The sequence below is a fragment of the Bacillus sp. FG16 genome (assembly GCF_057809515.1).
Genome location: NZ_JBMDKC010000073.1, coordinates 13,247 through 28,130 on the forward strand (window position 1 = coordinate 13,247; position 14,884 = coordinate 28,130).

Below are 14,884 nucleotides of genomic sequence, written 5' to 3' on the forward strand. Positions count from 1 at the left end.
ATCAATCCTTTCTCATTCCTGTTTCTTTTATTAGATATTTTAGATGAATTAAGATATCACCTTTATAAAATATACATTTTTTAGAAAAAATAGGTATTGAGAAAGAATTATTTTAAGGTCTTTTTAATGGAGGGATAATTTGATTTTGACTATGAACTGCAAAGAAAAAACATTTTCTATTTTAATAATCTAGTTTGTTTAAAAGTAATAATGATTTTTACTCTTAGAGGGAGTTAGTATTCTTAAGTGGTAGATATGGGCATGTGATGCGATTCCTTCTAAGACTTGACTTTTTAAGTCTTTTTTCATTTCTATTATCAACTTTCACTTAAAAACACAAGGATGCGCTTTCAATTTTCTTACAATTCTGCATAAATATTTATAATTATAGAAATAGTTTGAAAATTTTAGATTGATATGTAAAGATTAGAGAGGTAATTTACAAAATCGAAAGGGGATTTGATATGAATACAAAGTATGTTATTGACCCAAAATGTTTTCGGTTTAAAGTATTAAGTTTAGTTGCAGTTTTAATGATTACTATTTTTACATTTTTTGCAGGTGGAAATACAACCACTTCAGCTGCTACACCTACATCTGTATATTTAAGTGACACGTTAACTCCAGTTTCAGTTGTAGGAGATATAGAACAAATGACACCTAATTATTTTTCGTATAATAAAAACCAATCGTTTTATAAAACACAGTTATCTATTAATGGTGTGAAATATGACAAAGGGATTGGATCACATTCAAATAGTACAATTAAGTATAATTTGAATGGACAGTATTCTAAATTTACAGTAGATGTAGGAATAGATGATCAAGTAGCAGCTGGTCATGGTTCTGTGAATTTTGTGATAATCGCTGATGGTAAAATTCTGTATATAAGTCCGGTTAAAAAATCTCACGATCCAGCTGAACATGTAGAAGTAAATATTGCAGGAAAAAATACACTTGAGTTAGTTTCGTATAATGCTAATGATAATATTGACAATGATCATGCTGACTGGGCGGATGCAAAATTGTTTACTCAATGAGTACAATACATTACTAAACTATAATTTACTAAAAAAGTCGATTTCCTAGCGTACAGAAAATCGGCTTTTTCTTTATGAAATTTTGCTTAGCATACAAAATTCGCGAAATGTTGGTGCTACCGTCGCCATCAAGCTAAAAATATGAATTTCCTCAAAACAATAAATACGAGCAAAATGCACAAAATTTTCGTTCTGGGGGTAATATGAGATTTTAACTTGATGGGCATGGGGCACCACCCTATAAACATCAGATTAAAATTTTTTAGTAGCTATAGAGACTCCATTCCTTAGAAATATTTTAACTACTAAGTTGTAAAAAGATATAATGCGAGGAAGGTTTTTTAAAAATCAAAAAAACTTGATGAATTAGTTGCATAAAGAACTAAACGGCGTATATACTATAAATATCAAAAAAAATTGATGAAAGGAGAGTGAACTACAGTGGCACAAGATTTCCAGCTCTATGAGAAAAAGTTTAAAGCGTTGGCGGATCAGAAACGTTTAGAAATCATGTATGAGCTTTGCCAGCGGGGTCAGACTTGTGTATGTGATTTAACAGAGATTTTTGAAATGACACAATCTAAGTTGTCCTATCATTTAAAGATTTTATTAGATGCAGGTTTAATTGTAAAAGAAACAAAGGGTACGTGGAGTTATTATGATTTAAATGATGCGGAAGTGAATAATTTATTATCAGAAGAATTGTGCTGTATCTTTAGAAAAACAGGCAAAGGTAGCTGCTGTTAAAATTTTGTGTTATTAATCAAAAAAAATTGATTAATGATATATAAAGAGGAGGAATAATGTATGAGATATGTTCACGTTGGTATAAACGTTACGAATTTAGAAAAGTCTATTGAATTTTATGAAAAGGTATTTGGTGTATCACCAGTTAAGGTGAAAACGGATTATGCAAAATTTTTATTAGAGACGCCAGGACTTAATTTCACGCTGAACGTACGAGATGAAGTGAATGGAAATCAGGTAAATCATTTTGGTTTTCAAGTGGATACAGCTGAAGAAATTACAGTACATAAAGAACGATTAGAAAAAGAAGGTTTCTTTGCGCGTGATGAGATGGATACGACTTGTTGCTATGCAGTGCAAGATAAGTTTTGGATAACGGATCCTGATGGGAACGAGTGGGAGTTCTTTTATACGAAAGCACAAAGTGATGTTCATAAAATTGAAGATCCATCTTGTTGCACGACTTCAAATGAGGTAGCTAAAAATTCTTGTTGTTAATAGGGGATGGAAAATAAAATGAAACGTTTATCTTTTCTAGACCGATATTTAACACTATGGATCTTTCTAGCGATGGCTGTTGGGATTGGTTTAGGGTTTGTGTTTCCTAGTGTAGTAGACGGACTGAATGCATTACAGGTTGGAACGACGTCTATTCCGCTTGCTGTTGGTTTAATTGTCATGATGTATCCACCATTAGCAAAGGTTCGTTACGAGGAAATGGACCGAGTATTTAAAGATGTAAAAGTATTGGTTTTATCTTTAGTACAAAACTGGATTATTGGGCCTGTACTCATGTTTGTTTTAGCAATTATTTTTCTTCCTGATAAACCAGAATACATGGTTGGACTCATTATGATTGGGTTAGCACGTTGTATTGCAATGGTAATTGTTTGGAATGACCTTGCTGATGGGGATAAAGAGTATGCGGCAGGTTTAGTGGCTTTTAACTCGGTATTTCAAATGTTGTTCTTCTCGGTTTATGCATACGTGTTCGTAACAGTAATCCCAGAATGGTTAGGAATTGAAGGGGCTATCGTTAATATTACAATGGCAGAAGTAGCGAAATCAGTATTTATCTATTTGGGAATTCCTTTTATAGCAGGTATGTTAACACGTTTTGTATTAGTTAAGTTAAAAGGAAGACAGTGGTATGAAAAGGTCTTTATACCTAAAATTAGTCCACTTACATTAATTGCATTGCTATTTACGATCATCGTTATGTTCTCTTTAAAAGGGGAGATGATTGTTAGTGTACCATTTGATGTAGTAAGAATAGCGATTCCGTTATTAATCTATTTTATTGTAATGTTTTTCGTTTCTTTCTTTATGGGAAGAAAAATTGGTGCAAACTATCCGGTAACAACAACGTTAGCATTTACAGCAGGTAGTAATAACTTTGAGTTAGCGATTACGGTAGCGGTTGGTGTGTTTGGTATTCATTCGGGCGCAGCATTCGCAGCTGTCATTGGACCGTTAGTCGAAGTACCTGTCATGATTGCACTTGTAAATGTCGCTTTTTGGTTTAAACGTAAATATTTTAATGACCAACCAGTCTAAATTAAAAAATAAAGGTGGAAAATACCATGGAAAACAAAAAGACAATCTATTTCTTATGTACAGGAAATTCATGCCGAAGCCAAATGGCAGAAGCATGGGGAAAGAAATATTTAGGAGATAAGTGGAATGTGTATTCTGCAGGAATCGAAGCACATGGAGTAAATCCAAACGCAATTAAAGCAATGAATGAAGTAAATATAGACATAACAAATCAAACATCAGATATAATTGATGCAAACATTTTAAATAGTGCTGATTTAGTCGTTACGCTTTGTAGTCATGCAGATGCTGTATGTCCATCTACTCCGCCGGATGTAAATCGTGTTCACTGGGGATTTGATGATCCAGCAGGAAAAGAGTGGGCTGAATTTCAACGTGTTCGCGATGAAATTGGAGAACGTATAAAGCGATTTTCTGAAACAGGGGAGTAAATAAAGGAAAGGGCCAATCTTCTATCATATAGGAGATTGGCTCTTTTTTATTAGTCATGACTGCATTGGTTCGCATAAATTACCGAAAAATAGAGGATATTCTATTGGATTGATAAAGTTAGAAATGTATTTAATCATGTAGGTGTTCACAAATAATAAAGTCATTTAAAAGATCATAAAGTTGTTTAGAATTAGAGATGGTATGATGAATAATCACACTATCTTTTCCTTTTTATGTATAATTAGATAAAAGGATTTTTGGATATTAAAATAAAGGGTAGTATATTAGCGCAAGGGGGAGAATGATGGATAAGTTGTTACAAGAAATCATAAATTGGTTAAAGATGAGAGATGAACAAATTGTTATCGGTATTTCAGGACATGGTGCAGCTGGAAAAACGACGTTTACTAATAGACTCGTAAAGCTACTAAATCAAAATGAAGTAAATTATATTAATACAGATCCTTACATTGTTAGTTCGGATATCCGCAAGCATGCAGTGATTCACTATACATATCAAAATGAAAATCATCGTTATAAAATGACAGCTTGTCATCCAGCGGCGCATCATTTGGGAGCTTTAGAAAGAGATATTCATATGGTTAGAGCTGGGCTAGATTTTTATACGATAGATACGCATTATATGAAAAGTGAGTTGATTTCTTCGGAAAATAAAGTAACGATTGTGGAAGGAATGAGCGCCGCATTTATTAATCCTAATTTATTTGATTTGAAAATTTATTTTTATACAGATGGTGAAACGGAACTAATGAGAAGATCAAGCCGGGATATAGCTGAAAGGGGAGCTGATATAAATTATTTAAGGCAGTCTCATGAAGAACGCCGGATTCAATATGAAGTATTTATGCATTCGTATAGTCAGCGTTTTGATATCATTATCAAAACTTCTGATGAAACAATATGTTTAGAAAAAAATACATTTGAGTTTTATAAAGTTTAAATGAAGATCCTCAATTTGTTAATTGCATTATGACGGTTAGTTTTTCTTATTTAGTATTTGTGTTAAACAAATGTATTATTTAATCAATAATACATTCACTATGAAATAACTAGATTTTTAAAAAGATTTAGTAGCCTTCTTTCATCTATATAGATGAAAGAAGGCTACTGTAATTTTGGCGGCAAAATTACATAACGGTATTATTACTCACAGTAGGATAGGATTTTTTATTTGAATACATTAGGTGTATCTTAAAAATCCTCACTTTAAAAGCTTTATATTCGGAAGTACAAAAATGAATTTTTGTATGTAAGGAGAATAGTATGAAACACGTAATAAAAGACGTAGTAATAAATTATTTTAAAGAAATTCATACATTAGTAGTAGAAGAATTACATAAGAACAGTTGGCATACAGATTTGCATTATAAAATCATCGTAAATGGAAATCGATATTCCGCGCGGTTTATAAATAGCGATCGAACAAGCAATCCAGCCTTTGGGACGTTATCAAATGAACAATTGAAAGAGCAAGTACGGTTTACGTATTATTTACGAGAGCATGGAATCCCATTTATGCAGATTAAGGAGAATAGGGCGGGAGAGTCATTTACATTTGTCACTTGGAATGATGAACAGTACCGGTTTGTATTGTCTACTTGGATTGAAGGGGAACATGTTACTCATTGTACAGAAACGATGGCAGAAGTTTTCGGAAAGGAAGCAAGAAAGATACATGACATTTCTAATACGTTTCAAAGCTCGACTTTTCAAAAGAAATCTCACTTGGATGGGTATGTTGAGTTTATAAAGCTGTTAGAAAATAAGGGTGGTACATGTAAGGAATTAAGAGGGTATATAGATCTCGCTAAGTATCATATAGAAAGCGCACATAAGAATGATCTAGAGTATATAGTACAAACTGATTTAAATCCTTTAAATGTCATATGGAATTCCAATCAATCTGTAAAAGGAATTATAGATTTTGAATCCATTGCATATGTTGATCGTATGGAAGGACTAGCCTTTTTAATAAAGTGGTATTCCCGGACAGAAGGAATACAGTCGCATAAAGTATGTTCGGAAGTTGCTAGAGCATTTTTAGAAGGGTATAAAGCTAGTAACATTTTAACTTCAAATGATTATAAAAGACTTTCTTCGTTACTATGGTTATCCGGCAGTTTGAATTGGAATTTTGTGAAGAAAACGCTAAGTGTAATGAGTGCAGAGAGGGAATTAGAAGAACATTTGGAAGTTTATAGAGTAAGAGGAGAAAGGCTATCTTCATTGTTAATTTGTAAATAACATGTATCCTCCTAATTTGGGATTCAAAAAGAAACCATATGAGGTGTTCTACAAATGAAAATACAAATTGTATTGTTTGACGGTTTTGGAGAGCTTGTCTCTTTTGCTCCTTTTGAAGTATTGAAAAGAGCGATAGAAGAAGGTGCTCCATTTACGGTTGAACTCGTATCAAGTGAACGGAAACAAGAAGTGACTACTTCATTTGGAGTTACGGTGAAACTACATGATTTTTTACGAATGGATAATCGTCCAGATTTGTTAATTGTACCTGGTGGTGGCTGGAATCATAAAGCTGAGAACGGGGCACGAAAGCAAGCAGAGCTTGGTACTTTAACTAAAATAATTAGAGAAATGCACAATGAAGGAACGATCGTTGCGGGAGTTTGTACAGGAGGTATGTTACTAGCTGCATCCGGTATATTGAGTGGTAAAAAGGCGACAATGCACCATTTAGCGCAGCATGAAATGAGTGAATATGGAGCAGAACTTCTTCCTTACAGAATTGTGGATTAAGGCGATAGTATTACTGCAAGAGGAGTTACTTCAGGGCTTGATTTAGGTCTTTGGATCACGGAAAGGTTCGCAAGTCCCAAAATTGCAGCTACAGTTGAATATAGAATGGAATACGAGCGGCGAGGTGTTGTTTGGAAGTGATTTGACCGTAAGCATAGTTTTTTTGCTGTAGAGTGTATTACATATTTTAAAAGAGAAAGAGCCAATTCATATGAGTAGATTCTTTCTCTTTTATACTATATTGCTTATTTTTCACAGTAATATCTTTTTTGAAAAATTATAAAATAGATAATATATTTTGTTCCACAGTGATAATGATTTTTATTATATATTCATAAATTAGTAAAAATCAGTTTACAAATTTGTGTCTAGCTTATATAATTTGACTCATATAAAAAAGTTTCCCTAAGGAAACTTAAATGCGGATTTACATTCGTGTTATATTTTTTTGTTTAAAAGTTGCATTTGCGCAAAATAATTACATATACGAAAAAAAGAAAGGGGAATGCATAAAAAATGGATGAGGCTATAATTGTTAAAGATTTGTTTGTATCTTATCAAGGGAATCAAGTAGTTCAAAATGTTTCCTTCGATATTGAAAAAGGAAAGCTCGTTGGAATTATTGGTCCAAACGGTGCGGGGAAATCTACTTTAATGAAAGCTGTTTTAAATCTAATTCCAAGTGATAAGGGATATGTTCAAGTTCTTGGAGAGGATATTCGAAGTGCTAGAAAGCATGTTGCTTATGTACCACAAAGGAGTGATATAGATTGGGATTTCCCGATTACAGTTTTAGATGTTGTTCTAATCGGAACGTATCCATCTTTAGGGATGATGAAAAGACCGAAGAAAGAGCATCGAGATTGGGCTTTTGAATGTCTAAAAAAAGTCGGTATGGAGGAATTTAAGAATCGTCAAATCGGTGAGCTTTCAGGTGGACAACAACAACGTGTCTTTTTAGCGAGAGCATTAGCACAAAAGGCAGAAATCTTCTTCTTAGATGAACCGTTTGTTGGAATTGATGTAACAAGTGAAGAGACAATTATTAAAATTCTTAGGGAGTTACGTAAAGAAGGGAAAACAATTGTCGTAGTACATCACGACCTAAGTAAAGCAGAATCTTATTTTGATAAATTACTATTATTGAATAAGAGCTTAATTCATTACGGAGAAGTAAGGCAAGTATTAGAACCAACTATTATGTCAAAAGCGTATGTGAATCACGGCATATTGTTTAATAATGCAGCGGAGGTACATTCATCATGAAGATTGTAGAATTTATAGATGCATTAATGCAGTACGGTTTTCTGCAGAAAGCGTTATTAACTTCCGTTATGGTAGGAGTGATTTGCGGGGTAATAGGCTGTTTTATTATTTTACGAGGTATGGCTTTAATGGGAGATGCCATTTCACATGCTGTTCTTCCAGGCGTAGCCCTTTCTTATATGATTGGTATGAACTATTTTATAGGGGCGGTTTTAACAGGTGTTATTACTGCAGTTGGAATCGGATTTGTAAGTCAAAATAGTCGAATTAAACATGATATGGCGATAGGGATTATGTTTACATCTGTTTTCGCGATAGGAATTATTTTAATTACCTTTATGAAGAGTAGTTCAGATTTGTATCATATTTTATTCGGGAACGTCCTATCAGTTCGTTCTTCAGATATGTGGATGACACTGATTATTGGGGTGGTCATTATCGGGCTTGTGATACTGTTTTACAAAGAATTACTTGTATCCACTTTTGATCCAACGATGGCGCAAAGCTATGGATTACCGAATAAATGGATTCATTATGGCTTAATGATCCTACTTACAATGGTTACAGTAGCATCACTTCAAACTGTAGGAATTATTCTAGTTGTTGCGATGCTTATCACACCGGCGGCTACAGCTTATTTATTAACAAACCGTTTATGGGTCATGATTTATTTAGCGGCAGGTATTGGTGCACTTTCATCTGTAGTAGGGCTATATTTTAGTTTCTCTTATAATCTCGCTTCAGGTGCAACAATTGTTCTTGTCGCAACATTCTTGTTCGCATTGGCATTCTTTTTCTCACCGTCACAAGGATTGTTTTGGAGAGCTATCAAAATTAGAAAAAATAGAGCAGAGTTGTCATAATTGATTGGAGGATAAAGATGAAATTTAAAAATGTTTTATTATCAATACTTTGTATTTTCGTATTTGCATTAACAGCGTGTTCTAGTAACACAAATGGAAAAGAAGAGGGTAATGGAAAATTAAAAGTTGTAACTACATACTCTATTATATATGATATGGTGAAGCAAATTGGTGAAGATAAAGTTGAGATTCATAGTCTTGTTCCAATCGGAGCTAACCCGCATGAATATGATCCACTACCAAAAGATGTTATGAAAATGACAGATGCAGATATGGTGTTTTACAATGGGCTAAACTTAGAAGAGGGCGGAGCATGGTTTAAAAAACTATTAAAAACGGCAAATAAATCAGAGAAAGATGCACCGGTTTATAAAGTAAGTGAAGGTGTAGAAGCTATTTACTTAGAAACAAAAGGATTAGAAAAAGAACCAGACCCACATGCTTGGATGAATATTAAAAATGGTATTTTATACGCTGAAAATGTGAAGAAGGCATTAATTAAAGAAGATCCTAAAAATAAAGAGTTCTATACTAAAAATGCCGATAAGTATGTAGCAGAACTTCAAAAATTACACGATGAGACAGTGAATAGAATTCATCAAATCCCTGAAGAAAAACGTTTCTTAATCTCTAGCGAAGGTGCTTTTAAATACTTTGGAAAAGCATATGACATTAAGACGGGATACATTTGGGAAATTAACTCAGAAAATCAAGGTACGCCAGATCAAATTAGAGATGTTGTAAGTGCAATTCAAACAAACAAAGTGCCAGCTTTATTTGTTGAAACAAGTGTAGATCGACGTAGCATGGAAACTGTTTCAAAAGAAACAAACGTACCGATTGCAGGGACAATTTTTACAGACTCACTAGGTAAATCAGGTGAGGATGGAGATACTTACTTGAAAATGATGAAATGGAATATAGATACCATTATTAATGGGCTACAAAAGTAGGATCTATCTGTTTTTCAATGTAGCGTAACTATTGAATTTTTATACAATAAGAGATGAAAGAGCTAGCTCATATGAGTTGGCTCTTTTATTTATATCCCAATATTTGCGGGCGGGTAAGACTCCCTCTTTAAAAATTCGGCGAATGTGAGGGAGTGTCGGCATGCACGTAAAAGCAAGATTGGTGTGGGCTATTAATCAGTGAGGGATGGGCCCTCATTGATTAAAGTTTCATTTTATAATTTTTCACGTTATTAAAAGTAGATTTGTTAGAAAGGATAATCATTTATTGATATAATGAATGGATGTGAAGTAGACAATAGATAGAAAAATACTTCTAGCGATTTTATACTTAAAATGTAGGGAGATTGAACAGAGTTATGGGGAATGAAAAGGAAATTAGTTCCGCTAAATTAATATGGAAGATGACGCGCCCACATACATTAACGGCGACGTTTTCTCCTGTAATTTTAGGAACAGTGGCATCACTTTACGTTGCCAAAATTGATTGGCTTTTATTTATTGCGATGATGCTTGCATGTTTAGCGCTGCAAATAGCAACGAACTTATTTAATGAGTACTATGATTTCAAACGTGGATTAGATACCGCTGATTCTGTTGGCATTGGTGGCGGGATTGTCCGTCATGGATTGAAGCCAAAAAATGTGTTAACAGTTGCGCTTTTATTGTATGTCGTAGCAGCTTTTATTGGCATTTATATTTGTATGAATAGTAGCTGGTGGTTAGTAGTTATTGGTTTAATTGGGATGGCGGTTGGCTATTTATATACAGGCGGTCCATTACCAATTGCGTACACCCCGTTTGGAGAATTAGTTTCTGGATTGTTAATGGGGACATGTTTTGTACTCATTGCTTTCTTTATTCAAACGAATACTGTAACGATTGAAAGTGTATTGATTTCCATTCCAATTGGAATTTTAGTAGGTGCAATCAATATGTCGAATAACATCCGAGATATCGAAGAAGATATTAAAGGTGGAAGAAAGACATTAGTAATCCTCCTTGGGAGAGAGAAAGCTGTGGTAACACTAGCGGTAGCCTTTTTCATTGCGTATTTATGGATTGCCGTAATTGTATTAATGGGTTATATAAGCCCTTGGGCATTAGTTATGTTCCTAGGTTTGAGAAAGCCAATTTCTGCAATTCAAAGTTTCCAAAAAGGGGCAAAGGATCCTGGATATATGCGCATCGCAATGAAATCAACAGCGATGACAAATACGATTTTCGGCTTCTTGTTATCAGCAGGATTATTAATTAGTTATTTGTTTTAAATGAAAAATATTGTTAAGTAACTTAACCCCAGTTTCTCAATTTTAATATAGAGAGATTGGGGTTTTTATTTTGACTTTGTTTCATGTTTAAAAAAGTTTCATTTGAAATGAAAATACCAATAAATCGCAACTTCATCACTTTCAATATCCAAACCTTTATAAACAAGAAAATCAAACCCACCAATTACAAATCCACATTTTTCATAAAATTTACATGCTGCGACATTATTATTTTGCGTTTCAAGCATGATACCTGGCATATTTCCTTTTTTTGCCCACTGCTTTGCTTGATTAACTAATCTTTTACCAACTCCGATTGTACGATATTTTTTATCTACCGTTATATCTTCTATGTAAGCATAGTGATTCCAATTCTTTTTCAATACTATTAATCCAATGATTTGGTTATGTAACAGTGCTATGTAAATGACTTGATTAGGTTTATTTATATATTCATTGTAAGCCAGTTCTTCATTATCATCTTGATTTTGTAAATAACTTTTTTCATAACTCGGAACGTCTTCTACTGTATATGCTATATGTCTATTTCCTTTGGAAAGAGAAAGAATTAACCGAGCATTCACTATAAAACTGTCATCAATCTCTGGGAGATTATCTAAATCATTTGTTTCTAACTCTCTAATTACAAGGTTCATCGGAGTACCTCCACATAATAATATTTCTTCTAGTTCTTCATTTGGTTCAAATGAATTCCAATTACAAAATTATAATAGAATTTCAATAGTACGGCCATCTCTGTATTTTATCTTTATGCCGGTATGCTGTTATCTTGATGTAAAAATGTTATTTAGAAAGAGTAGTATTTTTTATTTTGGATGTATATCCAGGTTTCAAATTTAACTGTAGTAGAGAAACAAATATTTTTTTAAAGAGTGGATGCAATACGCTATTCTTTAACTAATTTCGACATTATCTGCATTTTATCTTCACCTTCCTCTATTAATCTATTTATTGTAAATATCAGCTGGAGTTAATACTTAGCTGTATAAATAACGAGTATGAAAATTAGTAGGGAAAGGATTGAAACATAATGAAAGAATCACAAAATAAGAAAAAAACAAATGTAGTAACTAAGGCAATACTATCTCTAGGAGTTGTTTTAGCAACGACCTTTTTCATGTTCTTTTTAATAGGGAAATGGAACGCTATCCCAGCGAAAGGGGTAGCTAATGAAAGTATTAAGCTAGCTAATATGCAACAACAAGAAAAGAAAGAGGACACATCACTGGCAAAACAGAAAAGACCTGATGGAAAACCAGTAGGAAAGGTTGTATATTTAACATTTGATGACGGTCCTAGCGAATTAACTGGGAAATTTTTAGACGTACTAAAAGAGCAAAATGTTGCTTCGACATTTTTTATGCAAGGTAGCAATTTGCAAAATACAAGTTTTCAGGAAAATGTAAAACGAGCAGTAAAAGAAGGCCATTATATTGGTGCACATAGTATGACGCATAATAGTGATAAGCTATACAAAAAAGGACAATTTGTACCGGAGATGAAAGAAACGTTAGCTCTTATTCATAATATTACGGGTACAACTCCTAAATTAGTCCGTCCTCCATATGGATCTGCACCAGGATTAAAGGGGCAGGAAATTCGTAATCAAATTGTAGAAGCAGGAATAAAAGTTTGGGATTGGACGATAGATTCAAATGATTGGAAATTAAAAGGTAACCCGCAGCAAATTATAGAGAATGTAAAGCGTACAACAACAGAAGATGTGGAAGTAGTTCTAATGCATGAAAAACCACAGACATTACAAGCGCTTCCGGAAATTATTAAATTTTATAAGGAAAAAGGATATGAATTTGGGGTATACAATGAAGCGGATCATTTTCAACTAAACTTTCAGAAAGATCAACGTCTATAGTATAAACATAATTATCTTAAAAAGGTGTTTTCCATTACTAAATCAATAACTAAGCCAAAAGTCGATTTCTTATTTTATAAAGAAATCGGCTTTTTTTATAAAATTGTACTTTGCGTATGAAGTCCTTGTTTTAGGATGAATATATTGAATTTATTTTAAAACAGAATTTGAGGACTCGTATTATTTTCTTTAAACTTATTAGTTAAGATTATTCGACAATCATATAAATAATAATTAAAGTATAGAACATACACATCTTAGGGAGGGCATATATGTGAAGAAATGGATAGAAATTACTCTGTACTCTTTACTTGGTATTTTAATTATAGGAAGTATTACGTTTTTGACTTGGTCTCAGTTTACTTATAAACCGACGAAAGAGGCTTTGTCGTTAGTAGATGATAAAAAAGATGAAAATTATATAGTTTTTGGAGAGAAAGATGCAAAAATAGGAGTCATTTTTTATCAAGGAGCTAAAGTAGAAGCGGAGGCTTATAGTTACTTAGGAGAAGCTCTTGCAAAAGATGGGCATTTTGTAGTAATGCCTAAGTTACCATTAAACTTAGCGATATTTGGAATAAATGAGGTAGATAGTGTAATTGAACAGTATCCTGAAGTTCAAAAATGGTATGTTGCTGGGCATTCAATGGGCGGAGCTATGATTTCTAAGTATGCCTTTCAGCATGAAGAAAAGGTAGACGGGATTATTTTCTTAGGTTCTTATCCTGCAGATGACTTCTCTACTAAGTTGATTCCAATGTTATCAATTTACGGGGAAGTAGATGCTTTAGCAACTGTCGAAAAAATAGAGAACAATAAAAAGTTAATGTCAAAGAATACTACTATGCACATGATAAAAGGGGGAAATCATGCTAATTTTGGCATGTATGGTGAGCAAAAAGGTGATAATGCGAGCTTGATTACGCCAAAAGCACAACGTGATGAAACCGTGAAAGTAAGTGAAGAATGGTTATTAAAACAATGATAACGAATTTAATAAATCTACCGAAAAAATTCTCCGAGCGGTAGGTGGGAGAGGTAATAAAGAGCCAAATCGTATGAATTGGCTCTTTTATTTATCTGCTAGCTCCAATTGTCCCCTTATTTTCTCTGGAATATCCTTTTTAGAAATAATATCGTAAGAATACACATACTTTCCTTTCACATGAATTTTTAAGTAAGTTTTTCTTATAAAATCATTAGGTGTGTTCGTTCCAACTTTATATTCTTTCTCATTGCTTAATTCATCAACACCTTTTAGTGAGTACATAGCTCTTCCTTTATGATGGTAATCCGGAACGCCATATCCTTTCGCGACGGCGTATACATTTTTTTCTTCAGCAATCGGATTAAATCTGTCTAAATCCCCGCGTAATATGAAAGGTAGTAAGTATATAGGAAGGCCTATTCCTAATATGCAAATTACAAATTTTCTCATTATCGTTTCTCCTCTTGTTCATTTACATGCTTCAGTATAGAAAAAAATTCTTATGAATATAGAGGGAAATTCCTTAAAGTTTTCTTAATAAAGTTTAACCGTGTGAAAAAAACTAACTTGAGCATTAAGCTTACGGAATGAATAACCAAATAACTTTTTTCTTTCTTTTTTGATATTTCTTAAGAACCTATCAAGAAATAAGTGTGTTTTAGGATTTAGAATAAATGTATCTTACAGTAATAAGAGAATTATCTAAATAAATTAGAGTGATAACAATTAAATAAAGTATCTTGTGGGGGGCTGCTTTCTTTTGGAATAGAGAATCCCATGGGGCAGTTACATGCAATGCAGGGCTGTGCTTCTATGGCACTGAAAAATCCAATGATAAAAAAAGAGGGGGAAGGCATTTTTTATTGAAGTTTGTTAATGATAGATTTTTAACTAGTTAGGGGGGATCGTAAAATAGATTATTAATCTCTTTGATAATTTTTATTTTCCTTATAGTTGGCATATTGTATTAGAAATTTTTAATTTTGAAGGGAGAATCAATAATTATGGGTAAGAAAAGAAGAACAAGTAATAAGTTATTACTTGTTCAGAGTGTTGGGAAACCCTTTAGGGGTTCCC

At 33.2% G+C, this 14,884-nt stretch carries 15 protein-coding genes and 1 pseudogene; 14 read left to right on the forward strand and 2 right to left on the reverse strand.

Translation table 11 applies throughout. The annotated features are described in order from the left end of the window. Positions 1 to 464: 464 nt before the first annotated feature. From ACODS7_RS22515 to menA, 12 genes and pseudogenes are all read left to right on the forward strand, one after another. Positions 465 to 1,040, forward strand: a complete 576-nt coding sequence (locus ACODS7_RS22515) for an NPCBM/NEW2 domain-containing protein (RefSeq protein ID WP_243168866.1) — start codon at positions 465 to 467, stop codon at positions 1,038 to 1,040. Positions 1,041 to 1,481: 441 nt separating this feature from the next. Then, the gene (arsR, locus tag ACODS7_RS22520) at positions 1,482 to 1,787 is read left to right on the forward strand and encodes an arsenical resistance operon transcriptional regulator ArsR (RefSeq protein ID WP_000046014.1); all 306 of its coding nucleotides are present in this window, start codon (positions 1,482 to 1,484) and stop codon (positions 1,785 to 1,787) included. A gap of 60 nt (positions 1,788 to 1,847) precedes the next feature. Beyond that, positions 1,848 to 2,285 carry an ArsI/CadI family heavy metal resistance metalloenzyme gene (locus ACODS7_RS22525; protein WP_016081036.1) on the forward strand — a complete coding sequence of 146 codons (438 nt, stop codon included), beginning with the start codon at positions 1,848 to 1,850 and terminating at the stop codon, positions 2,283 to 2,285. Between the two features lie 18 nt (positions 2,286 to 2,303). After that, a complete protein-coding gene (arsB, locus tag ACODS7_RS22530) occupies positions 2,304 to 3,344 on the forward strand; it encodes an ACR3 family arsenite efflux transporter (RefSeq protein ID WP_243168865.1) in 1,041 nt (346 codons plus the stop codon). A gap of 26 nt (positions 3,345 to 3,370) precedes the next feature. After that, positions 3,371 to 3,775 (forward strand): arsenate reductase (thioredoxin), encoded by a 405-nt coding sequence (arsC, locus tag ACODS7_RS22535; RefSeq protein ID WP_088114382.1) that lies wholly within the window; start codon positions 3,371 to 3,373, stop codon positions 3,773 to 3,775. A gap of 305 nt (positions 3,776 to 4,080) precedes the next feature. Then, positions 4,081 to 4,737 carry a uridine kinase family protein gene (locus ACODS7_RS22540; protein WP_029442730.1) on the forward strand — a complete coding sequence of 219 codons (657 nt, stop codon included), beginning with the start codon at positions 4,081 to 4,083 and terminating at the stop codon, positions 4,735 to 4,737. 323 nt (positions 4,738 to 5,060) lie between these two features. After that, complete coding sequence (locus ACODS7_RS22545; protein WP_103574510.1) at positions 5,061 to 6,041, forward strand: phosphotransferase enzyme family protein; 981 nt, start codon at positions 5,061 to 5,063, stop codon at positions 6,039 to 6,041. Positions 6,042 to 6,095: 54 nt separating this feature from the next. Beyond that, a pseudogene (locus ACODS7_RS22550) lies at positions 6,096 to 6,695 on the forward strand (DJ-1/PfpI family protein). 375 nt (positions 6,696 to 7,070) lie between these two features. Beyond that, a complete protein-coding gene (locus tag ACODS7_RS22555; protein ID WP_088114684.1) occupies positions 7,071 to 7,820 on the forward strand; it encodes a metal ABC transporter ATP-binding protein in 750 nt (249 codons plus the stop codon). After that, positions 7,817 to 8,683 (forward strand): metal ABC transporter permease, encoded by an 867-nt coding sequence (locus tag ACODS7_RS22560; RefSeq protein WP_048525430.1) that lies wholly within the window; start codon positions 7,817 to 7,819, stop codon positions 8,681 to 8,683. The genes ACODS7_RS22555 and ACODS7_RS22560 overlap by 4 nt, the downstream gene beginning before the upstream one ends. Before the next feature lie 17 nt (positions 8,684 to 8,700). Further along, on the forward strand, positions 8,701 to 9,636 hold the full coding sequence (mntA, locus tag ACODS7_RS22565) for a manganese ABC transporter substrate-binding protein/adhesin MntA (protein WP_088114683.1): 936 nt from the start codon (positions 8,701 to 8,703) through the stop codon (positions 9,634 to 9,636). Between the two features lie 377 nt (positions 9,637 to 10,013). Further along, on the forward strand, positions 10,014 to 10,925 hold the full coding sequence (gene menA, locus ACODS7_RS22570) for a 1,4-dihydroxy-2-naphthoate polyprenyltransferase (protein WP_029442725.1): 912 nt from the start codon (positions 10,014 to 10,016) through the stop codon (positions 10,923 to 10,925). Between the two features lie 98 nt (positions 10,926 to 11,023). Here the strand turns inward: menA and satA are convergent, their stop codons facing one another. Further along, on the reverse strand, positions 11,024 to 11,581 hold the full coding sequence (satA, locus tag ACODS7_RS22575; protein WP_088114682.1) for a streptothricin N-acetyltransferase SatA: 558 nt from the start codon (positions 11,579 to 11,581) through the stop codon (positions 11,024 to 11,026). 395 nt (positions 11,582 to 11,976) lie between these two features. Here satA and ACODS7_RS22580 point away from each other — a divergent pair, with 395 nt between their 5' ends. Together ACODS7_RS22580 and ACODS7_RS22585 are read left to right on the forward strand one after the other, a co-directional pair. Then, positions 11,977 to 12,819 (forward strand): polysaccharide deacetylase family protein, encoded by an 843-nt coding sequence (locus ACODS7_RS22580; RefSeq protein ID WP_243168864.1) that lies wholly within the window; start codon positions 11,977 to 11,979, stop codon positions 12,817 to 12,819. 274 nt (positions 12,820 to 13,093) lie between these two features. Beyond that, positions 13,094 to 13,804 (forward strand): alpha/beta hydrolase, encoded by a 711-nt coding sequence (locus ACODS7_RS22585; protein ID WP_243168863.1) that lies wholly within the window; start codon positions 13,094 to 13,096, stop codon positions 13,802 to 13,804. An 87-nt stretch (positions 13,805 to 13,891) separates the two neighbouring features. On the opposite strand, the gene ACODS7_RS22590 is transcribed toward ACODS7_RS22585, so the two are convergent. Beyond that, positions 13,892 to 14,257, reverse strand: coding sequence for a YxeA family protein (locus ACODS7_RS22590; RefSeq protein WP_016081048.1), 366 nt, complete (start codon positions 14,255 to 14,257; stop codon positions 13,892 to 13,894). Between the last annotated feature and the right edge of the window lie 627 nt (positions 14,258 to 14,884).

Bases quoted from the DNA above. Each gene is read 5' to 3' on its own strand.
- arsC (WP_088114382.1), top strand. From the start codon at position 3,371: ATGGAAAACAAAAAGACAATCTATTTCTTATGTACAGGAAATTCATGC.
- arsB (WP_243168865.1), top strand. From the start codon at position 2,304: ATGAAACGTTTATCTTTTCTAGACCGATATTTAACACTATGGATCTTT.
- ACODS7_RS22555 (WP_088114684.1), top strand. From the start codon at position 7,071: ATGGATGAGGCTATAATTGTTAAAGATTTGTTTGTATCTTATCAAGGG.
- satA (WP_088114682.1), bottom strand. From the start codon at position 11,581: ATGAACCTTGTAATTAGAGAGTTAGAAACAAATGATTTAGATAATCTC.
- ACODS7_RS22590 (WP_016081048.1), bottom strand. From the start codon at position 14,257: ATGAGAAAATTTGTAATTTGCATATTAGGAATAGGCCTTCCTATATAC.
- ACODS7_RS22515 (WP_243168866.1), top strand. From the start codon at position 465: ATGAATACAAAGTATGTTATTGACCCAAAATGTTTTCGGTTTAAAGTA.
- ACODS7_RS22540 (WP_029442730.1), top strand. From the start codon at position 4,081: ATGGATAAGTTGTTACAAGAAATCATAAATTGGTTAAAGATGAGAGAT.
- ACODS7_RS22525 (WP_016081036.1), top strand. From the start codon at position 1,848: ATGAGATATGTTCACGTTGGTATAAACGTTACGAATTTAGAAAAGTCT.
- menA (WP_029442725.1), top strand. From the start codon at position 10,014: ATGGGGAATGAAAAGGAAATTAGTTCCGCTAAATTAATATGGAAGATG.
- ACODS7_RS22545 (WP_103574510.1), top strand. From the start codon at position 5,061: ATGAAACACGTAATAAAAGACGTAGTAATAAATTATTTTAAAGAAATT.
- ACODS7_RS22580 (WP_243168864.1), top strand. From the start codon at position 11,977: ATGAAAGAATCACAAAATAAGAAAAAAACAAATGTAGTAACTAAGGCA.
- ACODS7_RS22560 (WP_048525430.1), top strand. From the start codon at position 7,817: ATGAAGATTGTAGAATTTATAGATGCATTAATGCAGTACGGTTTTCTG.
- mntA (WP_088114683.1), top strand. From the start codon at position 8,701: ATGAAATTTAAAAATGTTTTATTATCAATACTTTGTATTTTCGTATTT.